The sequence below is a fragment of the Citrobacter freundii ATCC 8090 = MTCC 1658 = NBRC 12681 genome, from assembly GCF_011064845.1.
Taxonomy (GTDB): Bacteria; Pseudomonadota; Gammaproteobacteria; order Enterobacterales; family Enterobacteriaceae; genus Citrobacter; species Citrobacter freundii.
Map to the genome: position 1 here is coordinate 2,760,280 of NZ_CP049015.1, position 20,283 is coordinate 2,780,562.

Below are 20,283 nucleotides of genomic sequence, written 5' to 3' on the forward strand. Positions count from 1 at the left end.
CTCCAGACAGAGAGTGCCGCCAACAATGAGGGTGCGCGAATGGCTACGATTGATTCCATGAACAAGGACAGCACACGGTTAAGCGATGGACCCGACTGGACGTTTGATCTGCTGGATGTCTATCTGGCAGAGATAGACCGCGTGGCGAAACTCTACAGACTGGATACCTACCCGCACCAAATCGAGGTGATCACCTCCGAACAGATGATGGACGCTTACTCCAGCGTCGGGATGCCGATCAACTATCCTCACTGGTCGTTTGGTAAAAAGTTTATTGAAACCGAGCGCTTGTATAAGCATGGTCAGCAGGGACTGGCCTATGAGATTGTTATCAACTCCAATCCGTGTATCGCGTATCTGATGGAGGAGAACACCATCACCATGCAGGCGCTGGTGATGGCGCATGCCTGCTACGGACACAACTCCTTCTTCAAAAACAACTACCTGTTTCGTAGCTGGACGGATGCCAGTTCCATCGTCGATTACCTAATCTTCGCACGAAACTATATAACCCAGTGTGAAGAACGCTACGGGGTGGATGAAGTCGAAAAGCTCCTCGACTCCTGCCATGCGCTGATGAACTACGGCGTTGACCGTTACAAACGCCCGCAAAAAATCTCCCTACAGGAAGAGAAAGCCCGGCAGAAAAGTCGTGAAGAGTATCTGCAAAGTCAGGTCAATATGTTGTGGCGCACGCTGCCGAAGAAAGAGGAAGAGAAAAGCGTGGCGGAAACCCGGCGTTATCCCTCTGAGCCACAAGAAAACCTGCTGTATTTCATGGAGAAGAACGCCCCGCTACTGGAGTCCTGGCAACGCGAAGTGCTGCGCATTGTACGCAAGGTCAGCCAGTATTTTTATCCGCAGAAACAGACGCAGGTGATGAACGAGGGCTGGGCCACTTTCTGGCATTACACCATCCTGAACCACCTTTATGATGAAGGTAAAGTCACCGAACGGTTTATGCTGGAGTTTCTGCATAGCCATACCAATGTGGTATTTCAGCCACCCTACAACAGCCCGTGGTATAGCGGGATAAACCCTTATGCCCTGGGGTTTGCCATGTTCCAGGATATCAAACGTATTTGTCAGTCGCCGACCGAGGAGGACAAATATTGGTTCCCGGATATAGCGGGTTCCGACTGGCTGGAAACCCTGCATTTCGCGATGCGCGATTTCAAAGATGAAAGTTTTATCAGCCAGTTCCTGTCACCGAAGGTAATGCGCGATTTCCGCCTGTTCACCGTGCTGGATGACGATCGTCACAACTATCTGGAGATTTCTGCGATTCATAACGAGGAAGGATATCGTGAGATCCGCAACAGGTTGTCGTCGCAATACAACCTGAGCAACCTGGAGCCGAATATTCAAATCTGGAATGTCGATCTGCGTGGCGACCGTTCGCTCACCTTGCGCTATATTCCGCATAACCGCGCACCGTTGGATAAAGGACGCAAAGAAGTGCTCAAGCATGTACACCGGCTTTGGGGTTTTGATGTGATGCTGGAGCAGCAGAATGAAGATGGCAGCGTGGAGCTGTTGGAGCGTTGTCCGCCAAGGATGAACGGTCTGTAAATCTTATTGCCGGAGGCGGTGTAAACACCTTATCCGGCCTACGAAGTGCATGCATTCCAGGCCGGATAAGACGCTTTGGCGTTGCCATCCGGCTTTGAGCGATTAACGGCCCTGAATCGCCAAATCGCCCGGCAGGTTCTTCTGCATACGATGCCAAATCTCGCCACTGTCGTGACCGTAGCGACGCACCGTTTCATACACCTGCTCATGAGCACCCTGCTCGCAGAGTTCTGACAGCTTGTGGTAGAAGCTCAGCGCCAGCGCGCGCGCTTCCGGGTTGGCAAAATAATGGCGGCCAATGCGGGTATATAATCCTTTCATACCGTTGAGGATCAAACCGTAAATCGGATTGCCGGAGGCAAATGCCAGACCGCGGAAAATGTTATAGTCCAGATCGGCAAATGCGTCAGCGTGGTCAGCCACCTGATTTGCCGTCGCCAGAACCTCCTGTGCTTTATCAGGATGCTGGCGAAACGCAGTACGAACAAAGATCGTCGAAATATTGGTACGCACAGACAGCAGATTATCAATCAGCTGCGGGACACTCTCGTGATCGAGGCGCGCCAGCGTTTCAAGAATATTCAGCCCGGAGGTTTCCCAGAAGTTATTCACCTTCGTCGGTTTGCCGTGTTGAATGGTCAACCAGCCATCTCGCGCCAGACGCTGCAATACTTCGCGTAGCGTGGTACGTGTCACCCCAATAAGTTCGGAGAGTTCACGTTCAGCGGGCAAAATAGTGCCAGGTGGGAAGCGGTTATTCCAGATACTTTCAATGATGTACTCTTCCGCGAACCCAGCCGGGCTTTGCGCCTTAATGACCATAGTAAAAATTCCATTACACAGCAAAACATAGTTACACACATCATACCAGATGGGTATCTTAGCTGATAGCTGACGCAATGAAGAAAAAGTGGATCAAGGCTTCATTTTCCAAATAACGCTACAGTACAGCCAACCTTGCCAGTCTTGTGAATAGCTTGCCTGTACTCCCTCCTCCCGCTAAGCTTTGCGGTCAAACATAAAAATATGATTTCATTTTTAAAGGTAGGGAAATCACCATGGAGCTATCATGGGGCCGCGCGATGTGGCGCAATTTTTTAGGTCAATCACCAGACTGGTACAAACTTGCACTGCTTGTCTTCTTAGTCGTTAACCCGATTATTTTTTTCATCAACCCCTTTATCGCCGGCTGGTTGCTGGTGGCCGAGTTCATTTTCACGCTGGCGATGGCGTTAAAATGCTACCCACTGCTGCCTGGCGGGCTGTTGGCTATCGAAGCTGTCATTATTGGTATGACCAGCGCAACGCATGTTCGTGAAGAGGTTGCCGCAAACCTTGAGGTGTTATTGCTGCTGATGTTTATGGTGGCAGGCATCTACTTTATGAAGCAGCTGCTACTGTTTATTTTCACGCGTCTGCTACTCACTATTCGCTCCAAAACGCTGCTGTCGCTGGCATTTTGTGTTGCGGCCGCTTTCCTCTCGGCGTTCCTTGATGCGCTGACCGTCGTGGCCGTGGTAATCAGCGTTGCGGTCGGTTTTTATGGCATCTACCATCGCGTTGCCTCTTCCCGCGCGGAAGACAACAACATGCTCGATGACAGCCATATCGATCAGCACAATAAGGTCGTTCTTGAGCAGTTCCGTGGTTTTCTGCGTAGCCTGATGATGCACGCGGGTGTCGGTACGGCGTTAGGCGGCGTGATGACCATGGTGGGCGAGCCACAAAACCTGATTATCGCCAAAGCGGCTGGCTGGCATTTTGGCGACTTCTTCCTGCGCATGTCGCCGGTTACCGTCCCGGTACTGATTTGCGGCCTGTTAACCTGTGTACTGGTCGAGAAATTGCGCTGGTTTGGCTATGGCGAAACGCTGCCGGAGACCGTCCGTGATGTCCTGCAACAGTTTGACGATCAGAGCCGCCAGCAACGTACCCGCCAGGACAAAATCAAACTGATTGTCCAGGCGATTATTGGCGTCTGGCTGGTAGTTGCGTTGGCCCTGCATCTGGCAGAAGTAGGATTGATCGGTTTGTCGGTCATCATTCTGGCAACCTCCTTGACAGGAGTCACCGACGAACATGCGATAGGTAAAGCCTTTACCGAGTCGCTGCCCTTCACCGCCCTGCTGACCGTGTTCTTCTCTGTTGTTGCGGTGATTATCGATCAACAGCTCTTTTCGCCGATCATTCAGTTCGTATTGCAATCCTCAGAACATGCCCAACTGACGCTGTTCTATCTCTTCAATGGCCTACTGTCTTCTATTTCTGATAACGTATTTGTCGGCACCATTTACATTAACGAGGCCAAAGCCGCGCTGGAACAGGGGACCATCAGCCTCAATCAGTATGAGCTGTTAGCGGTGGCGATCAATACCGGGACCAACCTGCCTTCGGTGGCCACGCCAAACGGCCAGGCTGCATTCCTGTTCCTGCTGACCTCTGCACTGGCGCCGTTAATTCGCCTCTCGTATGGTCGCATGGTGTGGATGGCTCTGCCTTATACTCTCGTCCTGACGCTCGTCGGTCTGCTTTGCGTCGAGTTCACGCTTGTCCCGGTGACCGAGTGGATGACCCAAACGGGCTGGTTAGCTACACTTTCATAACAATTAACCGGGCAAATCACTGCCCGGTTTGACTTTTTGCATGATAATTATCCGATTACGCAAATTTTCAATTCCCGCTAGTGGCGCATAAAGTGAATTGGTTTAAACTGCGGTCTCTACGCATGTTGCAGGGAAATGATTATGTTGCGATTTTTAAACCAGTGCTCCCGAGGTCGTGGGGCATGGTTATTGTTGGCGTTAACCGCCTTTGCGCTGGAGCTCGTTGCGCTGTGGTTCCAGCACGTCATGCTGCTAAAACCTTGCGTGTTGTGTATTTACGAACGTAGCGCATTATTTGGCGTGATGGGTGCAGGGCTGGTGGGTGCTATTGCACCAAAAACACCGCTGCGTTATGTGGCGATGATAATCTGGATTTACAGTGCCTGGCGCGGACTTCAGTTAGCATATGAGCACACCATGATTCAGCTGCACCCATCCCCGTTTATGACCTGTGATTTTGCCGCTCGCTTCCCAAGCTGGCTGCCATTGGACAAATGGCTGCCGCAGGTGTTTTTAGCGTCCGGTGACTGTGCTGAGCGTCAGTGGTCTTTTTTAACCCTGGAAATGCCGCAGTGGCTGTTGGGGATCTTCGCCGCCTACATGGTAGTCGCCGTGCTGGTGGTGATAGCACAGCCGTTCAAACCGAAAAAACGTGACCTCTTCGGTCGCTAACAGAGACGCTCCTTCGGGAGCGTTTTTTTTGGCTTAAATTCATTGCCTGCTGGCATCTATAAGATGTATATTAAATACATCTTATAGATGCCACACCAAGGAGATGTCTTATGTCCCATTTACGCATCCCGGCAAACTGGAAAGTTAAACGCTCTACTCCCTTCTTTACCAAAGACAATGTCCCCGCAGCACTTCTTTCTCACCATAACACTGCAGCAGGCGTTTTTGGCCAGCTTTGTGTGATGGAAGGTACGGTAACGTATTACGGTTTTGCCAATGAAGACGCAAAAGAGCCTGAAGTAAAAGTGGTGATTAATGCCGGTCAGTTCGCGACCAGCCCGCCGCAGTACTGGCATCGCGTTGAATTAAGCGACGACGCCCAATTCAACATCAATTTCTGGGTTGAAGATGACAACCATGGAGATGAGATGTATCAGGCGAAAAAGTCTTAAGCCCTTACGCCTGCTAATCGATGGGCGGCTTAGTCCGCCCATGAAGGTTTGTTCAAAATATGGTCCTGCCAGTCACGCACTTCCGATTCTTTCACCGCAATATGACGTACTGAAATACGCTCGCCGTGCATTGCCGCTTTGGACCCCGTCAGCAGTGGATGCCACTCCGGCAGCCCTTTACCTTCCGCTAACAGACGATACGCACAGGTCATCGGCAGCCATTCAAAGGTAGGCAGATTATCGCGCGTCAGTTTGATACAGTCAGGCTCGTACTCGAATCGGCGTTCGTAATTACGGCATTGACAGGTTTTGATATTGAGCTGCTTACACGCGACGTTGGTAAAATAAATTTCGTCGGTGTCTTCATCCATCAGCTTATGCAGGCAGCATTGACCACACCCGTCACATAATGACTCCCACTCGGCATCGGTCATTTCATCCAGGGTTTTACTTTGCCAGAAAGGTATGTCGCTCATCAGGGTATCCGCTATTGCAATAAAGCTGCACCTTATAACCAGTCTGGCACGCTGATGCAAGTTTTGCCGCCCGAAAAGGCGGCAAGAAGAGATTACAGCACGCGTGTCGTCAGCGTTTGACCATGAAAACTGATGGCCAGCTCATCACCGCTGTTTAACGGCCCAACACCTGCTGGCGTCCCCGTCAACACAACATCGCCCGCTTTGAGGGTAAAGAAACGACTCATATAGGCAATCAAAGGAACGATTTGATGGATCATATCCGCCGTGGAGCCGTGCTGGCGTGTTTCACCGTTGACCGTTAACCCCAGCATCGTATCCTGCGGATCGCCGTTAAACTCGGCCACCGGAATAAACCCCGACAGCGGACAAGAGTTATCAAAACCCTTCGCTTTTTCCCACGGCTGCCCCGCTTTCTTCATTTTGCCCTGAATATCACGCAGGGTCAGATCCAACGCGACGCCATAGCCCGCGATGGCTTTGCGCACATGTTCTTCCGTCGCCTGACGTAGGGTCGCGCCAATCAGTACCGCCAGCTCAACTTCATGGTGAACTGAACCCATATCAGATGGGATCACCAGCGGCTGGCGCAAATCGCACAGCGCAGTTTCCGGTTTGATAAACAACACCGGCTCTTCCGGAGGGGTTCCGCCCATCTCTTTAATGTGGTTGGCATAGTTACTCCCTACGCAAACCACCTTACTCACCGGATAATCCAGCAGAGCACCATGCCAGTTATGATGTTGATACATTATTTTCCCCTAACGTAGTTATCGATTTCAGGTACTGCATCGATGGGGCGTGCTGCTGCCGGATGCAGTTTAACGTTTCGCGTCTGGTGTATTTTGTTTCGCCGCAGCCAGATGCTGTTTAAGTAAATCTTCTGGCGGTGGTGGTATTTGTAAATAATAGCCCTGCTCGGTGAGTGCCTGTTTTACTTTTTCCAGATCGGCATTAACGAGCTTTTTACGGCCATCAAGCGGCAACATCATTGCCAGCGTCGGCTGACCAAATCCTTTCATCAGTTCTTCAGGAACTCGCGAGAAATCGTCTTTTTTTTCGACATATAAATAGGTCTGGTCACGTTTACTGCTTCGGTAGATCACACAAAACATATCTTTTACTCTGAATTCACGGAATGGTGGCTTGCCTCAATATAATACTGACTATAACATGCCTTATAGTCTTCGGAATATCACCCCGCGCTGGGGATGATAAATAGCAAATTGAGTAAGGCCAGGATGTCAAACACGCCAATCGAGCTTAAAGGCAGTAGCTTCACCTTATCAGTGGTTCACTTACATGAAGCAGAACCCGAGGTTATTCGTCAGGCGTTGGAAGACAAAATCGCGCAGGCACCTGCTTTTTTAAAACATGCTCCCGTCGTGGTTAACGTGAGTGGTCTTGAAACCCCAGTAAACTGGTCAGCGTTGCAGAAAGTTGTCGCGTCTACTGGATTGCGCATTATCGGCGTTAGCGGATGCAAAGACGCCAGACTCAAGGCTGAAATCGACGAAATGGGTCTTCCTTTACTGACTGAAGGTAAAGAAAAAGCTATTCGTCCTGCGCCCGTTGAGGCCCCGGCTCACGTCGCTCCGCCGCAAAACGTTACTCCCATCACAAAAACACGATTAATAAATGTGCCGGTTCGTTCCGGTCAGCGCATTTATGCACCACAATGTGATCTGATTGTTACAAGCCACGTCAGTGCAGGCGCAGAGCTTATCGCTGATGGCAATATTCATGTTTATGGAATGATGAGAGGCCGTGCGTTGGCAGGCGCTAGCGGTGATCGGGAAGCGCAAATTTTTTGTACCCATCTGACGGCAGAACTGGTGTCTATCGCAGGTGTTTATTGGCTGAGTGATAAAATCCCAGCAGAATTTTATGGCAAAGCGGCACGTCTGCAATTAGCAGAGAACGCTTTGACAGTTCAACCGTTGAATTGATCCCTTTTTAACAAGGAATTTCTATGGCACGCATTATTGTTGTTACTTCGGGTAAAGGGGGCGTTGGCAAAACCACCTCCAGCGCGGCCATCGCTACAGGTTTGGCCCAGAAGGGAAAGAAAACTGTCGTTATTGATTTTGATATCGGCCTGCGTAACCTCGATCTGATTATGGGTTGTGAACGCCGCGTCGTTTATGACTTCGTCAACGTTATTCAGGGCGATGCGTCGTTAAATCAGGCGTTAATCAAAGATAAGCGTACCGAAAATCTCTTTATTCTTCCGGCCTCACAGACTCGCGATAAAGACGCGCTAACGCGTGAAGGCGTCGCGAAAGTTCTGGACGACCTGAAAACGATGGAATTCGACTTCATCGTCTGCGATTCCCCGGCGGGTATTGAAACCGGTGCGCTGATGGCCCTGTATTTTGCCGATGAAGCGATTATCACCACTAACCCGGAAGTCTCCTCTGTACGTGACTCTGACCGTATTCTGGGGATTCTGGCGTCGAAATCTCGTCGTGCGGAAAACGGTGAAGATCCGATTAAAGAGCATTTGTTGCTGACGCGCTACAACCCTGGCCGCGTAAATAAAGGTGACATGCTGAGCATGGAAGACGTACTGGAAATTCTGCGAATCAAGCTGGTTGGCGTGATTCCTGAAGATCAGTCAGTCCTGCGCGCGTCTAACCAGGGTGAGCCGGTTATTCTCGACATCAATGCTGATGCCGGTAAAGCCTATGCTGATACCGTAGACCGTCTGTTGGGAGAAGAACGTCCTTTCCGCTTCATTGAAGAAGAGAAGAAAGGTTTCCTCAAACGCCTGTTCGGAGGATAAGTTATGGCATTACTGGATTTTTTTCTCTCGCGGAAAAAGAGCACAGCGAACATCGCTAAAGAGCGACTGCAGATTATTGTTGCGGAACGCCGTCGTAGTGACGCCGAGCCACATTATTTACCGCAGTTGAGGAAAGATATTCTCGAGGTTATCTGCAAGTATGTACAAATTGATCCTGAAATGGTGACCGTACAGCTTGAGCAAAAAGACGGTGATATTTCTATCCTCGAACTTAACGTGACATTGCCTGAAGCCGAAGAATCTAAATAACGGCTTTACTCAGAGAGTCATCGTTACAAAAAAGGCAGATTATTCTGCCTTTTTTATTTTCTGTTTCTTACCAACCTGTTGCACTTTTATTCCAAAGTAAACTTTGGATAGTTTTCGGTAAAATAGCGGCGCAAATACTCGACCGTAATACGGATTTTTGCAGACGTCGCCAGCCGGGAAACATACACCGCCCAAATATTTGCTGGTTGATAATACTCGGGCAATATGTGTATCAGGTTTCCGCTGGCAATGTTGTCGCAAACGTCCCACCATGACCGCAGGGCTATTCCCTGCCCATCAAGGCACCACTGATGTACCACTTCGCCATGATTAGACGACAGAGGTCCCGTAACTTTAATCGAATGCGCGCCCTCTTTATTGCGCATTTGCCAGATACCAAACGGATGGTCGCGCTCTTTGATGACCAGACAAGGAAGAGTGGCAAGATCGTTGAGTTGCTTCGGCGTCCCATGCTGCGTCAAAAATTCCGGCGAGGCGCACAAAATACGGTAGTTAGTCGCCAGCTTGCGGGCAATCAGGTTCGGCGCGATATCATCCCCGATACGAATATCAAGATCGATGCCCTCATTCACCATATCCACCAGACGATCTTCAACATCGAACCTCAGTTCTAACTGCGGGTACTCTTTTGCCAGCGCCGACAGCGCCGGAGCCACCACCCTGCGGCCAAAGCCAAAGCTACTAATAATACGTAGCATCCCCCGCGGGACCTGCCTGGCATCAGAAAGCTCGTCCATCATTTGATCGACATCTTGTAGGATCCGCTGCGCCCATTCGTAGATCCGCTCCCCCTCTTCCGTGATGGTTACGCGCCGCGTTGTTCGATGCAGCAGCACTACATTCAGCGTTTGCTCCAGCAGGGCAACGCGCTTACTGATAAAAGCCGGTGATACGCCCAGTTCCTCGGCAACAGCGGCAAATCCTGCACGACGGGCAACCAGCATAAAGACGCGTAAATCATTTAGCAGCGGCAGATTATTCATGATCTGTGTTTTATGTTTCACCAGTTAGGGGGATTAACTATTAATCAGTCAATTATAGGATAAGGGGAAAGTCAATTTTGATGGCGCACAAGTGAGAGCTGCAATGAAGAAAACCTGGCGTATCGCCGCTATCCCCGGAGATGGCATTGGTAAAGAAGTCCTGCCTGAGGGCATTCATGTTTTGCAGGCAGCCGCCGAGCGTTGGGGGTTGTCGCTCAGCTTTGAGCAAATGGAATGGGCCAGCTGCGAATACTACGCCCATCACGGCAAAATGATGCCCGATGACTGGCATGAGCAGTTGCAATCCTTCGATGCTATCTATTTTGGCGCGGTTGGCTGGCCGGACACCGTGCCTGACCACATCTCATTATGGGGTTCGCTGCTTAAGTTTCGCCGCGAATTCGAACAGTACGTCAACCTGCGCCCGGTGCGCCTGTTTCCGGGAGTTCCTTGCCCACTGGTTGGCAAGCAGCCTGGCGACATTGATTTCTACGTCGTACGCGAAAACACCGAGGGAGAATACTCTGCCCTCGGCGGACGCGTGAGCGAAGGTACTGAACACGAGATGGTGATCCAGGAGTCGGTCTTCACCCGCCGTGGCGTCGACCGAATTTTGCGTTATGCCTTTGAACTGGCACAAAGTCGACCACGCAAAACGTTGACTTCGGCGACCAAATCCAATGGGCTGGCCATCAGCATGCCCTACTGGGATGAACGCGTCGAAGCGATGGCGTCACACTATCCTGAGATCCGCTGGGATAAACAGCATATTGATATCCTGTGCGCCCGCTTTGTCATGCAGCCTGAGCGATTTGACGTCGTGGTTGCTTCCAACCTGTTTGGTGACATCCTCTCCGATCTCGGTCCAGCCTGTACCGGAACGATTGGCATTGCGCCTTCTGCCAACTTAAATCCGGAACGCACCTTCCCGTCCCTGTTCGAGCCGGTACACGGTTCGGCCCCGGATATCTACGGTCAGAATATCGCCAACCCTATAGCGACTATCTGGGCTGGAGCCATGATGCTCGACTTCCTTGGCAACGGTGATGCCAACTATAAAGCCGCCCACGACGGTATTCTGGCGGCAATTGAGCAGGTCATTGCCAGCGGCCCGAAAACGCCAGATATGAAAGGCAGCGCCACCACCCAACAGGTAGGTGAAGCCATTCGTCAGGCACTGTGTCGCTAACTCAAATCCGATTAAAAACGGGAGCGCCAGCTCCCGTTTTTTTAGGTTTTCTACTGTGGGTATTCCTGCAGCAGCGCGTTGAGTCGTTCTGCCATCAACTCGCCACGCCAACCGGAAATCAGTTCCGGCAGGGACTGCTGCGGCTTTAATTTCCAGTGCCAGTTGAGCAACTGGTTAATCTGACGACGCGAAGCAAGTAGCTCGACGCTAAGATTATGTTCCGCACTCACTTCAGTAACCAGCGTCTTAATGGCTTTGAACGCCTTGCGATAGCCTGGCATATCCATCAAATTCAGCAGCGGCTGCGGCAGCGACTCTTCCGGTAAGGCCTGTGCCTTCTCTACCAGGGAGATCAGCGTCTTGCCGTGGAAGCGAATTTCACTGCCGGAAAGTCCCAGACTATCCAGCTCACCCAGACTCCCTGGCATATAACGAGCGACCGACCACAGGTGTTCTTCACGCACCACAAAGTTCACCGCCAGATCGCGCTCACGAGCTTTACGCAGTCGCCAGTCGGCAAGCAGTTGCAGGCAGGCCAACTGACGGGTACGCAGTTGCCAGGCGTTGGTGATGTCGCGCCATGCGTCTTCAGGTGCCAGAACCTCCTGGCGACGCTGCTGCATTAAGCGACATTCGTCCAGTGCGGCTGGCAGCCAGCCGCTGGCTTCAGTTTCGACCATCAGTTTTGTGGTGATCGGTAATAGATACCAGACATCAGCCGCCGCGTACTCACACTGACGCTCGGTCAGCGGTCTGGCCAGCCAGTCGGTACGCGACTCGCTTTTGTCGAGCGCCACGCCCGTAAACTCTTCCACCATCGCGGCAAAGCCCCACGACAGCGGACGACCGCAAAAAGCAGCCAGAATTTGTGTATCAATCAACGGCTGCGGCAGTTCGCCAAAAGTGTTGAGAAACACTTCCAGATCTTCGCTACCTGCATGTAGGAATTTGGTGATGGCAGTATCACGCAGAATATCGCGCAGCGGCGACCAGTCGGTGATCCCCTGCGGATCAATCAGAGCAACGTGTTTGCCATCAAACAGCTGGATCAGCCCCAACTGCGGATAATAGGTACGCGTGCGAACAAATTCTGTATCCAGGGCTATCGCCGGAAATTCACGGACGGCTTCGCACAGCGTGGCCAACGCGTCGTCCGTGGTGATCATTTGATAATTCAAATCGTGCTCTCTTAGGTTTGCGCCAAAAAAAACGCCGGATTACCCGGCGTTTTCTGCTGGCTGACTTAACGCTCAGCCTTTATTGTCCACTTTGGCGCGCGCTTCGTCACGTAATTCTCGTCGCAAAATTTTACCGACGTTAGATTTCGGCAACTCATCGCGAAACTCCACCAGCTTCGGTACTTTATAGCCCGTCAGGTGACGACGACAGAAAGTGACCAGCGCTTCATCGGTTAACGAGGCGTCTTTCTTCACCACGAAAATTTTTACCGCTTCACCGCTGCTGCCGGACGGAACACCAACCGCAGCCACTTCCTGCACGCCAGGATGTTGCATGACCACGTCTTCAATTTCGTTCGGATAGACGTTAAAGCCGGACACGAGGATCATGTCCTTCTTACGATCGACAATACGCAGGAAGCCTTCATCATCCATCACTGCAATATCGCCGGTGTGCAGCCAGCCGTCTTTGACGATTTCGTCAGTGGCGTCTGGTCGCTGCCAGTAACCCAGCATCACCTGCGGGCCTTTCACGCAGAGCTCCCCCGGTTCTCCCGGCGGCACTTCGTTGTCGTCGTCGTCCACCAGCTTGACCTCGGTGGAAGGCACCGGTAACCCGATACTGCCGCTGTGGTAGTCGATATCGTGAGGGTTGACGCTTACCAACGGCGCGCACTCCGTCAGGCCGTAGCCTTCCAGCAGATACTGACCTGTCAGCTTCACCCAACGTTCAGCTACCGCCTGTTGAACCGGCATTCCGCCGCCTGCCGAGAGGTGGAGTGAAGAGAAATCCAGTTGCTGGAACTCTTTGTTATTCAGCAGCGCGTTAAACAGCGTATTGACGCCGGTCATCGCGGTAAATGGATACTTCGCCAGCTCTTTTACCAGCCCCGGAATATCACGCGGGTTAGTAATCAGCAGGTTTTGACCACCTAGCTCAATAAACAGCAGGCAGTTCATCGTTAGCGCAAAAATGTGATACAGCGGTAGGGCCGTTACCACCAGCTCTTTACCCGGATGCAGCAACGGGCCATAGGTGGCATTAACCTGCTCCAGGTTAGCCAGCATGTTGCGGTGTGTAAGCATCGCGCCTTTCGCCACGCCGGTTGTCCCGCCAGTATATTGCAGGAACGCCAAATCTTCCGACACGACTTCGGGCTTCACATACTGCATGCGATAACCGTTTTGCAGCGCACTGCGAAACGAGATGGCATCCGGCAGGTGATATTTCGGCACCAGACGCTTGATATACTTGACGACGAAGTTAACCAGCGTCCCTTTGGCGGTGGACAGCTGATCGCCCATACGCGTCAGGATCACGTGTTGCACAGACGTTTTGTCGACTACTTTTTCCAGCGTGTGGGCAAAGTTAGATACGATGACAATCGCCGACGCGCCGCTATCGTTGAGCTGATGTTCCAGCTCGCGAGGCGTGTACAGCGGGTTTACGTTCACGACGATCATGCCGGCACGTAAAATCCCAAACAGTGCGACCGGATATTGCAGCAGATTCGGCATCATCAGCGCGACGCGATCGCCCTTTTTCAGCCCGAGCCCCTGTTGCAAATAAGCGGCAAACGCACGACTACGCTCTTCAAGCTTGCGGAAGGTCATCACCTCCCCCATGTTTACGAACGCGGGCTGATCGGCATACCGTCTTACTGAGTGTTCAAAGAGTTCCACCAGGGATTGATAACGGTCAGGATTGATCTCCGCAGGAACACCAGCGGGATAACGGTTAAGCCAAACCTTTTTCAATACATCACCTCTAAAATGCGTATTCGTCGTCATCACAACCCCAGACAATAAACAAACTGTTAACATAATATTAACTCAGCGTACCAGTTTGTTTATTACACAACGACAAGGTTGCGAAGCACGTCACTATTTATTTTTCTTATATCCACGTTAATGCAGAAACAGCGGACGGGCCGCTGTTTCTTTTACCAATAAAACAAAGAGTTACTCTGTTACTATGGTCTGAACCTGTGCCGGACCGGGATTGTACCAGCCCCATCCGCCATAGCCACCGTAAGGCCAGCCACGCGCACCGTAGAACCAGGGGTCGATAGGCTGAGGCGGCATGACAATCTGCTGAGTAATATGCCAGCGTTTATAGCCGGTTACCTGCATCAGCATGAATTTATACGGCGTATTACCTATTTTTCCGTCCACCGTACCGCTAATCGGACCGACGACGGTGACCAGTTGCCCGCGAAAGTCCACCGGGTCGAGGAAGCCATTTACATCAGCATATATCCGTCCGCGAGAGGCTTCACCCAGCACTGGACGCGCGCCACTATCGAGCGGAACGGTGGCAATTTCCAGACGGGATTTTCCCTGCTGGTTCTGAATATCCACCACTTTGCCACCAAAACGCGCTTCCTGGCCGACATACAGCTGCGGCGCATTCATCACCCGCACCAGATCCTGCTGCGGCATCGGGCTCGAACCTTTAATCGCATCCGGGATGGTGACGCAGCCGCTAAGCATTAACGCTAAGGCCCCCGCCAATACACCTTTCAATAACTGCTTTTGCACCGCCATATTGCGACTCCCTTTTCTTAGCTTCTGCCCCGGCCTGTTCACAACGCTGTGCACCGACGTCTATGAAAATTAACCGGGGATGTACTACTAAGATTCATTCTTTACCGGGAAGTTTCTTCCACGCCACGGTGTTACGTAAATAAACCGGTTCCGCGTGTTCGACCGCTACGGTCTTCCCCACAGCCAGCATTTGCATGGCGACAGGCAGCATATCTTCAGCCGCAGGAAGCAGCACGTCACCATCGCTGAGCGTCAGACCGCTGTCTTTACCAAGCTCAGGCCAGGCTGGCCACCCCGTCCCAACAGTTACCCACTCGCCAGAAAGCTGCAGTAAACGCTCATGTACCTGCTCGGGGGTTAACACCGCTTCGGTTTCTTCACCGTGCCAGTTGCCGTTGTCATCACGCTGGTATTCGGCCCAGTAGACTTCGCCCATTCGCGCGTCAATCGCCGCCAGTACACGAGTCGCGCCCGACTTACGCCAGGCGCCCTGCGCCATGGTCGCCAGGGTGGAGACGCCGATCATCGGTAAGTTTGCGCCTAACGCCAGCCCCTGAGCAATGCCAATACCGATACGCACGCCGGTGAAACTGCCGGGACCCCGACCAAACGCCAGGGCGTCGATATCGGTTAACGTGAGATCGCCAGCGGCCAGGATTTCCTGAACCATCGGTAAAATTCGTTGGGTGTGTTCTCGTGGGCAAAGCTCAAAGTGAGCCTTGATAGTACCGTCATTCCACAGGGCAACAGAGCACGCCTCTGTGGCGGTATCGATAGCCAGAATTCGCATGGGTGTTTGTGATCAGATCAATAAATTTGGCGCGCATCTTACCACACTCCGTAACAAATTACTCAGTCGTTGGTATGGCAAGAAAGCGAACCGCGCGAGCTATGTCACGCGTCCGCGGCGCAGGAGGAAGACTCGCCAGGAAGGTGGCGCCGTATGGCCGCATAACCAGACGATTGTCGCAAATCACCAGCACGCCGCGATCGTCGGCATCACGTATCAAACGCCCTACCCCCTGCTTCAGGGTGATGACCGCATCCGGCAACTGGACGTCTTCAAACGGATCGCCGCCGCGCAGTCGACAATCCTCCATTCGGGCTTTTAACAGCGGGTCGTCCGGCGAGGTAAACGGCAGTTTGTCGATTATCACCAGCGACAGCGTATCACCGCGCACGTCCACGCCTTCCCAGAAGCTGCTGGTGGCAACCAGTAGCGCATTACCTGCGCTGACAAACTGCTGTAACAGTTGCCCTTTACTGGTTTCGCCCTGCAGCAGAACGGGAAGCGTCATGGTGGCGCGGAATTGTTCCGCCAGATCGCGCATCATCGCGTGCGAAGTGCACAGCATAAAGCAGCGACCGTTGTTCGCTTCAATAATAGGTCGCAGCATGGATGCTAACTGGCGCGCAGCCCCCGGCTGGTTGGTTTGCGGGAGATTACGCGGCACGCACAGCAGCGCCTGGCGCGTGTAATCAAATGGACTCGGCAATAACATCGACTCGGCATCTTCAATCCCCAACCTCGCGGTGAAATGATGAAGGTCATCGTTTACCGACAGCGTCGCGGAAGTAAAAATCCAGCAGCCCGGCTTTTGTTCCATCACTTCTTTGAATTTATCCGCCACAGTGAGCGGCGTCAGCGCGAGAGTAAAATGGCGGGAGGTGCATTCATACCAGTAGCTGAAGCCTGGCTGGTTGATCTCTTTCAGACGCTTCAGGCGCGCACGGTAAAGTGTGGCGCGTTCAAACGCGGCATCCAGCAATGCCGAACGCCCAAGAGACAGCTTCGCCACGTCATAACATAGCTCCAGCGTGTCATCGAGCAGCAAAAACGCGCGCTGTACGCGCTGGTCGGCCAGCAGTTCCCGCAGGTTTCCGCGATAGCCCGGCTCACCAAGTTGCAAGCGGAAGTCCTGAGCGCTTTGTGCAAGGCGATCGGCGCACTTTTGCAACTGCTGAGTGTCTTTCAGCTCGGTGCGATAGGCAATGGTGATGTCTTTCGCCAGGTCTAACAGTTGGCGACTGGAGAGCGATTGACCAAAGTACTGGCTGGCGATATCCGGTAGCTGATGCGCTTCATCGAAGATCATTACATCAGCTTCCGGGATCAGTTCGCCAAACCCGCTCTCTTTTACCACCATATCAGCGAGAAACAGATGATGGTTAACCACGACGACATCGGCATCCATCGCTTTTTTACGCGCTTTCACGACAAAACACTCTTTATACAGCGGGCAGTCGCTGCCCAGACAGTTGTCATTAGTGCTGGTGACCAACGGCCAGGCCTGAGAGTCTTCCGCCACGCTGACGCAGGTGCTGATGTCCCCATCAAGGGTTTGATTTGACCAGGAGCGCAGCAGGATGACGTCGCTTAACGTTTGTACCGGCAAGTCACCACCCGCGAGTGCCTGCTGTTCAAGACGTTCAAGGCACAGATAGTTTGAACGCCCTTTCAGCAGCGCCAGTTTACCGGTGAACTTTAGTGCCTTAGCGACGGTCGGGAGATCGCGGCTGTATAGCTGATCCTGCAACGCCTTCGAGCCCGTGGAGACAATGACCTTCTTTCCGGCACGCAGCGCTGGGGCAAGATAAGCATAGGTTTTACCCGTCCCGGTTCCGGCTTCTACCACCAACGGTTGTGATTTTTCGATGGCATGACTGACGGCGATGGCCATCTGCCGCTGTGGTTCTCGCGGTTTAAAACCCGGTATCGCTTTAGCCAACTGACCGTCTGCTGCAAAATCGTCCGTCACACTGCCCCCTGTTCATTTGAACAGGGATTATGTCAGGCCAGCAGCTCTTTCGCCAGTTGAAGAGGTGACGTGGGCACAACATTATGGCAGTCTTGGCGCAACCCAAAGCCATTTGAAAACACGTAAATGAGGAATGATTTATGACGATTGTGCGCATTGATGCCGAAGCGCGTTGGTCCGACGTGGTTATCCACAACAACACGCTGTATTACACCGGCGTGCCGGAAAATCTGGATGCAGACGCTTTTGAGCAAACGGCAAATACGCTGGCGCAAATTGATGCGGTGCTGGAAAAACAAGGCAGCAACAAGTCACGTATTCTTGATGCCACCCTGTTTTTGGCAGACAAAAACGATTTTGCCGCCATGAACAAAGCCTGGGACGCGTGGGTTGTTGCGGGTCACGCGCCGGTACGTTGTACCGTTCAGGCCGGGTTGATGAACCCGAAATACAAAGTTGAGATTAAGATTATCGCTGCAGTTTAAGCGGCGTTATTCGTCCTCATCTTCAAAACGCGCCACGATCCGCTCGCCGGTATGACTGGCGCGTAACTCTTCAGCAACAAGAGCAATGGCTTGTCCGCTGCTCATCCCCTGCGACATCAGCTCCTGAATACGCTCTACCGCTTTTTGCTGCTGCTCATGACTGAGTGAAGGTAAACCTGCAAACATTGTTAACTCCTGCTAAATTGTCTGCGCTAATTATTTCATGCTACCGGGCAGTTAGCCAGTAGAGTAGCAACGAGTCAGGACTGATGAAGACGTTATCTCCCGCAGTAATCACATTACCCTGGCGTCAGGACGCCGCTGAACGCTATTTTTCGACATTAAGCCATCTGCCCTGGGCGATGCTGCTGCATTCGGGTCAAGCCGACCATCCGCATAACCGCTTTGATATTCTGGTGGCGGATCCCGTCACCACGCTTGTTACGCGAGCTACAGAGACCGTAGTGCAGGACGGGCACGCAACCACGTGCTCGCTTGATGATCCCATGACGGTATTACATTCCGCACTAACCGCACACAAGATTCACCCCGAATATCACCCCGACCTGCCGTTTCAGGGCGGTGCGTTAGGTCTGTTTGGCTACGATCTTGGCCGACGCTTCGAATCTCTGCCCACTATTGCAGAGCGCGATATTACGCTGCCGGATATGGCCGTTGGCATTTACGACTGGGCACTGATTGTCGATCACCAGTTGCAGACCGTATCGCTGCTCAGCCATACCGATGTCGAGGCTCGCCTGAAATGGCTCGACGCGCAACAACCGCCAACGCGTGAGCCGTTTACATTAACTTCGGCGTGGCAGTCTAATATGAGCCGTGCTCAGTACGGCGAAAAATTCCGCCAGGTGCAGGATTATCTGCACAGCGGAGACTGTTACCAGGTCAATCTTGCCCAGCGTTTTCAGGCGCATTACCAGGGCGATGAGTGGCAGGCATTTGTCACTCTCAATCACGCCAACCGCGCCCCGTTTAGTGCATTTATTCGTCTTGAGGAAGGTGCAATCCTCAGCCTTTCGCCGGAACGATTTATTCTGCTGGAAAACCAGCACATACAGACGCGTCCGATTAAAGGCACGCTACCGAGGCTTGGAGATACCGATGCCGATCGTGAGCAGGCCCGGCGACTGGCGAATTCGCCGAAGGATCGTGCGGAAAACCTGATGATCGTCGATTTGATGCGTAATGATATTGGCCGCGTTGCCGTACCGGGTTCGGTACAGGTTCCGGAGCTGTTTATCGTCGAACCGTTCCCTGCCGTTCATCATTTGGTCAGCACCATTACCGCACGTCTGCCAGAGTCATTATACGCCACCGATCTGCTACGCGCCGCCTTCCCCGGCGGCTCTATTACCGGCGCGCCGAAAGTGCGGGCGATGGAAATTATCGACGAACTGGAGCCGCAAAGACGCAACGCCTGGTGCGGCAGCATTGGTTATCTGAGCTTTTGCGGCAATATGGATACCAGCATTACCATTCGCACGCTGACAGCCACAAACGGACAAATTTATTGCTCCGCAGGCGGTGGTATTGTTGCAGACAGTCAGGAAGACGCTGAATATCAGGAAACATTTGATAAAGTGAATCGCATTTTGCACCAACTGGAGAATTGACACGTGGAATACAGCAGCCTGACGCTTGATGATTTTTTATCGCGCTTTCAACTCCTGCGCCCGCAGGTCAATCATGCCGCGTTAAACCAGCGCCAGGCCGCCGTACTGATCCCCGTCGTGCGTCGCCCACAGCCGGGGTTGCTGTTAACCCAGCGTTCCGTTCACCTGCGCAAGCACGCCGGACAGGTCGCATTCCCCGGTGGGGCGGTGGATAGCAGTGATGCCTCGTTAATTGCCGCCGCCCTTCGCGAAGCGCAGGAGGAGGTGGCGATCCCACCTTCATGCGTAGAAGTGATTGGCGTTCTGCCGCCTGTCGACAGCGTGACCGGTTTCCAGGTCACCCCTGTGGTAGGCATTATCCCGCCTAATCTGCCGTATCGCGCCAGTGAAGATGAAGTTTCCGCAGTGTTCGAAATGCCGCTGGCCCAGGCCCTGCATTTAGGTCGTTACCACCCGTTGGATATTTACCGTCGTGGCGATTCACATCGCGTATGGCTTTCCTGGTATGAGCAATATTTCGTCTGGGGAATGACTGCCGGAATAATTCGTGAGCTGGCGCTGCAAATTGGCGTCAAGCCCTGACTATACTTATCTTTACGCACACAATAGACAACTTGAAACTCAGGTCACAACATTAGTAAAACCGCGGTTATCTATTAG

22 protein-coding genes are annotated in these 20,283 nt (G+C 52.5%); 11 read left to right on the forward strand and 11 right to left on the reverse strand.

Translation table 11 applies throughout. From position 1 onward, the window contains the following. Positions 1-39: 39 nt before the first annotated feature. The gene (locus G4551_RS13235) at positions 40-1,572 is read left to right on the forward strand and encodes a SpoVR family protein (RefSeq protein WP_003841567.1); all 1,533 of its coding nucleotides are present in this window, start codon (positions 40-42) and stop codon (positions 1,570-1,572) included. A gap of 102 nt (positions 1,573-1,674) precedes the next feature. Here G4551_RS13235 and fadR read toward each other — a convergent pair whose 3' ends face one another. Beyond that, entirely contained in the window at positions 1,675-2,394 is a 720-nt protein-coding gene (gene fadR / locus G4551_RS13240) for a fatty acid metabolism transcriptional regulator FadR (RefSeq protein WP_003020931.1), read from the reverse strand. A 236-nt stretch (positions 2,395-2,630) separates the two neighbouring features. Here fadR and nhaB point away from each other — a divergent pair, with 236 nt between their 5' ends. From nhaB to G4551_RS13255, 3 genes are all read left to right on the forward strand, one after another. Continuing rightward, on the forward strand, positions 2,631-4,175 hold the full coding sequence (gene nhaB / locus G4551_RS13245) for a Na(+)/H(+) antiporter NhaB (RefSeq protein WP_003020934.1): 1,545 nt from the start codon (positions 2,631-2,633) through the stop codon (positions 4,173-4,175). 141 nt (positions 4,176-4,316) lie between these two features. After that, a complete protein-coding gene (gene dsbB / locus G4551_RS13250) occupies positions 4,317-4,847 on the forward strand; it encodes a disulfide bond formation protein DsbB (RefSeq protein ID WP_003020937.1) in 531 nt (176 codons plus the stop codon). Between the two features lie 110 nt (positions 4,848-4,957). Further along, the gene (locus tag G4551_RS13255; protein ID WP_003020940.1) at positions 4,958-5,299 is read left to right on the forward strand and encodes a DUF1971 domain-containing protein; all 342 of its coding nucleotides are present in this window, start codon (positions 4,958-4,960) and stop codon (positions 5,297-5,299) included. A gap of 29 nt (positions 5,300-5,328) precedes the next feature. Here the strand turns inward: G4551_RS13255 and G4551_RS13260 are convergent, their stop codons facing one another. The 3 genes from G4551_RS13260 to G4551_RS13270 form a co-directional block, all read right to left on the reverse strand. After that, on the reverse strand, positions 5,329-5,775 hold the full coding sequence (locus G4551_RS13260) for a YcgN family cysteine cluster protein (RefSeq protein ID WP_003020944.1): 447 nt from the start codon (positions 5,773-5,775) through the stop codon (positions 5,329-5,331). Positions 5,776-5,867: 92 nt separating this feature from the next. Next, positions 5,868-6,527 (reverse strand): fumarylacetoacetate hydrolase family protein, encoded by a 660-nt coding sequence (locus tag G4551_RS13265; RefSeq protein WP_003020947.1) that lies wholly within the window; start codon positions 6,525-6,527, stop codon positions 5,868-5,870. Between the two features lie 69 nt (positions 6,528-6,596). Beyond that, entirely contained in the window at positions 6,597-6,890 is a 294-nt protein-coding gene (locus G4551_RS13270) for a YcgL domain-containing protein (RefSeq protein WP_003020949.1), read from the reverse strand. A 126-nt stretch (positions 6,891-7,016) separates the two neighbouring features. Between G4551_RS13270 and minC the strand changes: the two genes are divergently transcribed. The 3 genes from minC to minE are packed head-to-tail and all read left to right on the forward strand — an operon-like array spanning position 7,017 to position 8,830. Continuing rightward, the gene (minC, locus tag G4551_RS13275; protein WP_003841571.1) at positions 7,017-7,724 is read left to right on the forward strand and encodes a septum site-determining protein MinC; all 708 of its coding nucleotides are present in this window, start codon (positions 7,017-7,019) and stop codon (positions 7,722-7,724) included. Between the two features lie 23 nt (positions 7,725-7,747). Further along, positions 7,748-8,560: a septum site-determining protein MinD gene (gene minD / locus G4551_RS13280; protein ID WP_003020956.1), complete on the forward strand. Its 813-nt coding sequence runs from the start codon at positions 7,748-7,750 to the stop codon at positions 8,558-8,560. Between the two features lie 3 nt (positions 8,561-8,563). Then, positions 8,564-8,830: a cell division topological specificity factor MinE gene (gene minE, locus G4551_RS13285; RefSeq protein ID WP_001185666.1), complete on the forward strand. Its 267-nt coding sequence runs from the start codon at positions 8,564-8,566 to the stop codon at positions 8,828-8,830. Positions 8,831-8,916: 86 nt separating this feature from the next. On the opposite strand, the gene G4551_RS13290 is transcribed toward minE, so the two are convergent. Further along, complete coding sequence (locus G4551_RS13290) at positions 8,917-9,834, reverse strand: LysR family transcriptional regulator (protein WP_003841608.1); 918 nt, start codon at positions 9,832-9,834, stop codon at positions 8,917-8,919. A gap of 103 nt (positions 9,835-9,937) precedes the next feature. Here G4551_RS13290 and G4551_RS13295 point away from each other — a divergent pair, with 103 nt between their 5' ends. Then, the gene (locus tag G4551_RS13295; protein ID WP_003841610.1) at positions 9,938-11,023 is read left to right on the forward strand and encodes a tartrate dehydrogenase; all 1,086 of its coding nucleotides are present in this window, start codon (positions 9,938-9,940) and stop codon (positions 11,021-11,023) included. Between the two features lie 50 nt (positions 11,024-11,073). Here the strand turns inward: G4551_RS13295 and rnd are convergent, their stop codons facing one another. The 5 genes from rnd to G4551_RS13320 all read right to left on the reverse strand — a co-directional run bounded on the left by rnd (position 11,074) and on the right by G4551_RS13320 (position 17,507). Further along, positions 11,074-12,189, reverse strand: a complete 1,116-nt coding sequence (gene rnd, locus G4551_RS13300) for a ribonuclease D (protein WP_008322612.1) — start codon at positions 12,187-12,189, stop codon at positions 11,074-11,076. 84 nt (positions 12,190-12,273) lie between these two features. Beyond that, positions 12,274-13,959, reverse strand: a complete 1,686-nt coding sequence (gene fadD, locus G4551_RS13305) for a long-chain-fatty-acid--CoA ligase FadD (RefSeq protein ID WP_003020970.1) — start codon at positions 13,957-13,959, stop codon at positions 12,274-12,276. Between the two features lie 204 nt (positions 13,960-14,163). Beyond that, the gene (locus tag G4551_RS13310; RefSeq protein WP_003020975.1) at positions 14,164-14,748 is read right to left on the reverse strand and encodes a Slp family lipoprotein; all 585 of its coding nucleotides are present in this window, start codon (positions 14,746-14,748) and stop codon (positions 14,164-14,166) included. Between the two features lie 94 nt (positions 14,749-14,842). Further along, a complete protein-coding gene (tsaB, locus tag G4551_RS13315) occupies positions 14,843-15,538 on the reverse strand; it encodes a tRNA (adenosine(37)-N6)-threonylcarbamoyltransferase complex dimerization subunit type 1 TsaB (RefSeq protein ID WP_003841615.1) in 696 nt (231 codons plus the stop codon). A 58-nt stretch (positions 15,539-15,596) separates the two neighbouring features. Continuing rightward, positions 15,597-17,507, reverse strand: coding sequence for an ATP-dependent DNA helicase (locus G4551_RS13320; protein WP_003020980.1), 1,911 nt, complete (start codon positions 17,505-17,507; stop codon positions 15,597-15,599). 140 nt (positions 17,508-17,647) lie between these two features. Between G4551_RS13320 and G4551_RS13325 the strand changes: the two genes are divergently transcribed. Continuing rightward, positions 17,648-17,992 (forward strand): RidA family protein, encoded by a 345-nt coding sequence (locus tag G4551_RS13325; RefSeq protein WP_003020984.1) that lies wholly within the window; start codon positions 17,648-17,650, stop codon positions 17,990-17,992. Between the two features lie 6 nt (positions 17,993-17,998). Here G4551_RS13325 and G4551_RS13330 read toward each other — a convergent pair whose 3' ends face one another. Continuing rightward, on the reverse strand, positions 17,999-18,178 hold the full coding sequence (locus G4551_RS13330; RefSeq protein WP_003020986.1) for a YoaH family protein: 180 nt from the start codon (positions 18,176-18,178) through the stop codon (positions 17,999-18,001). An 83-nt stretch (positions 18,179-18,261) separates the two neighbouring features. On the opposite strand from G4551_RS13330, the gene pabB reads away from it, so the two are divergent. After that, entirely contained in the window at positions 18,262-19,623 is a 1,362-nt protein-coding gene (pabB, locus tag G4551_RS13335; protein ID WP_003841618.1) for an aminodeoxychorismate synthase component 1, read from the forward strand. 3 nt (positions 19,624-19,626) lie between these two features. Beyond that, a complete protein-coding gene (locus tag G4551_RS13340) occupies positions 19,627-20,205 on the forward strand; it encodes a CoA pyrophosphatase (protein ID WP_003020991.1) in 579 nt (192 codons plus the stop codon). The last annotated feature ends 78 nt before the right edge of the window (positions 20,206-20,283 follow it).

What these genes read in the sequence shown, in the direction of transcription:
- G4551_RS13235 (WP_003841567.1), top strand. Translation starts at nt 40, where the DNA reads ATGGCTACGATTGATTCCATGAACAAGGACAGCACACGGTTAAGCGAT.
- fadR (WP_003020931.1), bottom strand. Translation starts at nt 2,394, where the DNA reads ATGGTCATTAAGGCGCAAAGCCCGGCTGGGTTCGCGGAAGAGTACATC.
- nhaB (WP_003020934.1), top strand. Translation starts at nt 2,631, where the DNA reads ATGGAGCTATCATGGGGCCGCGCGATGTGGCGCAATTTTTTAGGTCAA.
- dsbB (WP_003020937.1), top strand. Translation starts at nt 4,317, where the DNA reads ATGTTGCGATTTTTAAACCAGTGCTCCCGAGGTCGTGGGGCATGGTTA.
- G4551_RS13255 (WP_003020940.1), top strand. Translation starts at nt 4,958, where the DNA reads ATGTCCCATTTACGCATCCCGGCAAACTGGAAAGTTAAACGCTCTACT.
- G4551_RS13260 (WP_003020944.1), bottom strand. Translation starts at nt 5,775, where the DNA reads ATGAGCGACATACCTTTCTGGCAAAGTAAAACCCTGGATGAAATGACC.
- G4551_RS13265 (WP_003020947.1), bottom strand. Translation starts at nt 6,527, where the DNA reads ATGTATCAACATCATAACTGGCATGGTGCTCTGCTGGATTATCCGGTG.
- G4551_RS13270 (WP_003020949.1), bottom strand. Translation starts at nt 6,890, where the DNA reads ATGTTTTGTGTGATCTACCGAAGCAGTAAACGTGACCAGACCTATTTA.
- minC (WP_003841571.1), top strand. Translation starts at nt 7,017, where the DNA reads ATGTCAAACACGCCAATCGAGCTTAAAGGCAGTAGCTTCACCTTATCA.
- minD (WP_003020956.1), top strand. Translation starts at nt 7,748, where the DNA reads ATGGCACGCATTATTGTTGTTACTTCGGGTAAAGGGGGCGTTGGCAAA.
- minE (WP_001185666.1), top strand. Translation starts at nt 8,564, where the DNA reads ATGGCATTACTGGATTTTTTTCTCTCGCGGAAAAAGAGCACAGCGAAC.
- G4551_RS13290 (WP_003841608.1), bottom strand. Translation starts at nt 9,834, where the DNA reads ATGAATAATCTGCCGCTGCTAAATGATTTACGCGTCTTTATGCTGGTT.
- G4551_RS13295 (WP_003841610.1), top strand. Translation starts at nt 9,938, where the DNA reads ATGAAGAAAACCTGGCGTATCGCCGCTATCCCCGGAGATGGCATTGGT.
- rnd (WP_008322612.1), bottom strand. Translation starts at nt 12,189, where the DNA reads ATGATCACCACGGACGACGCGTTGGCCACGCTGTGCGAAGCCGTCCGT.
- G4551_RS13310 (WP_003020975.1), bottom strand. Translation starts at nt 14,748, where the DNA reads ATGGCGGTGCAAAAGCAGTTATTGAAAGGTGTATTGGCGGGGGCCTTA.
- tsaB (WP_003841615.1), bottom strand. Translation starts at nt 15,538, where the DNA reads ATGCGAATTCTGGCTATCGATACCGCCACAGAGGCGTGCTCTGTTGCC.
- G4551_RS13325 (WP_003020984.1), top strand. Translation starts at nt 17,648, where the DNA reads ATGACGATTGTGCGCATTGATGCCGAAGCGCGTTGGTCCGACGTGGTT.
- G4551_RS13330 (WP_003020986.1), bottom strand. Translation starts at nt 18,178, where the DNA reads ATGTTTGCAGGTTTACCTTCACTCAGTCATGAGCAGCAGCAAAAAGCG.
- pabB (WP_003841618.1), top strand. Translation starts at nt 18,262, where the DNA reads ATGAAGACGTTATCTCCCGCAGTAATCACATTACCCTGGCGTCAGGAC.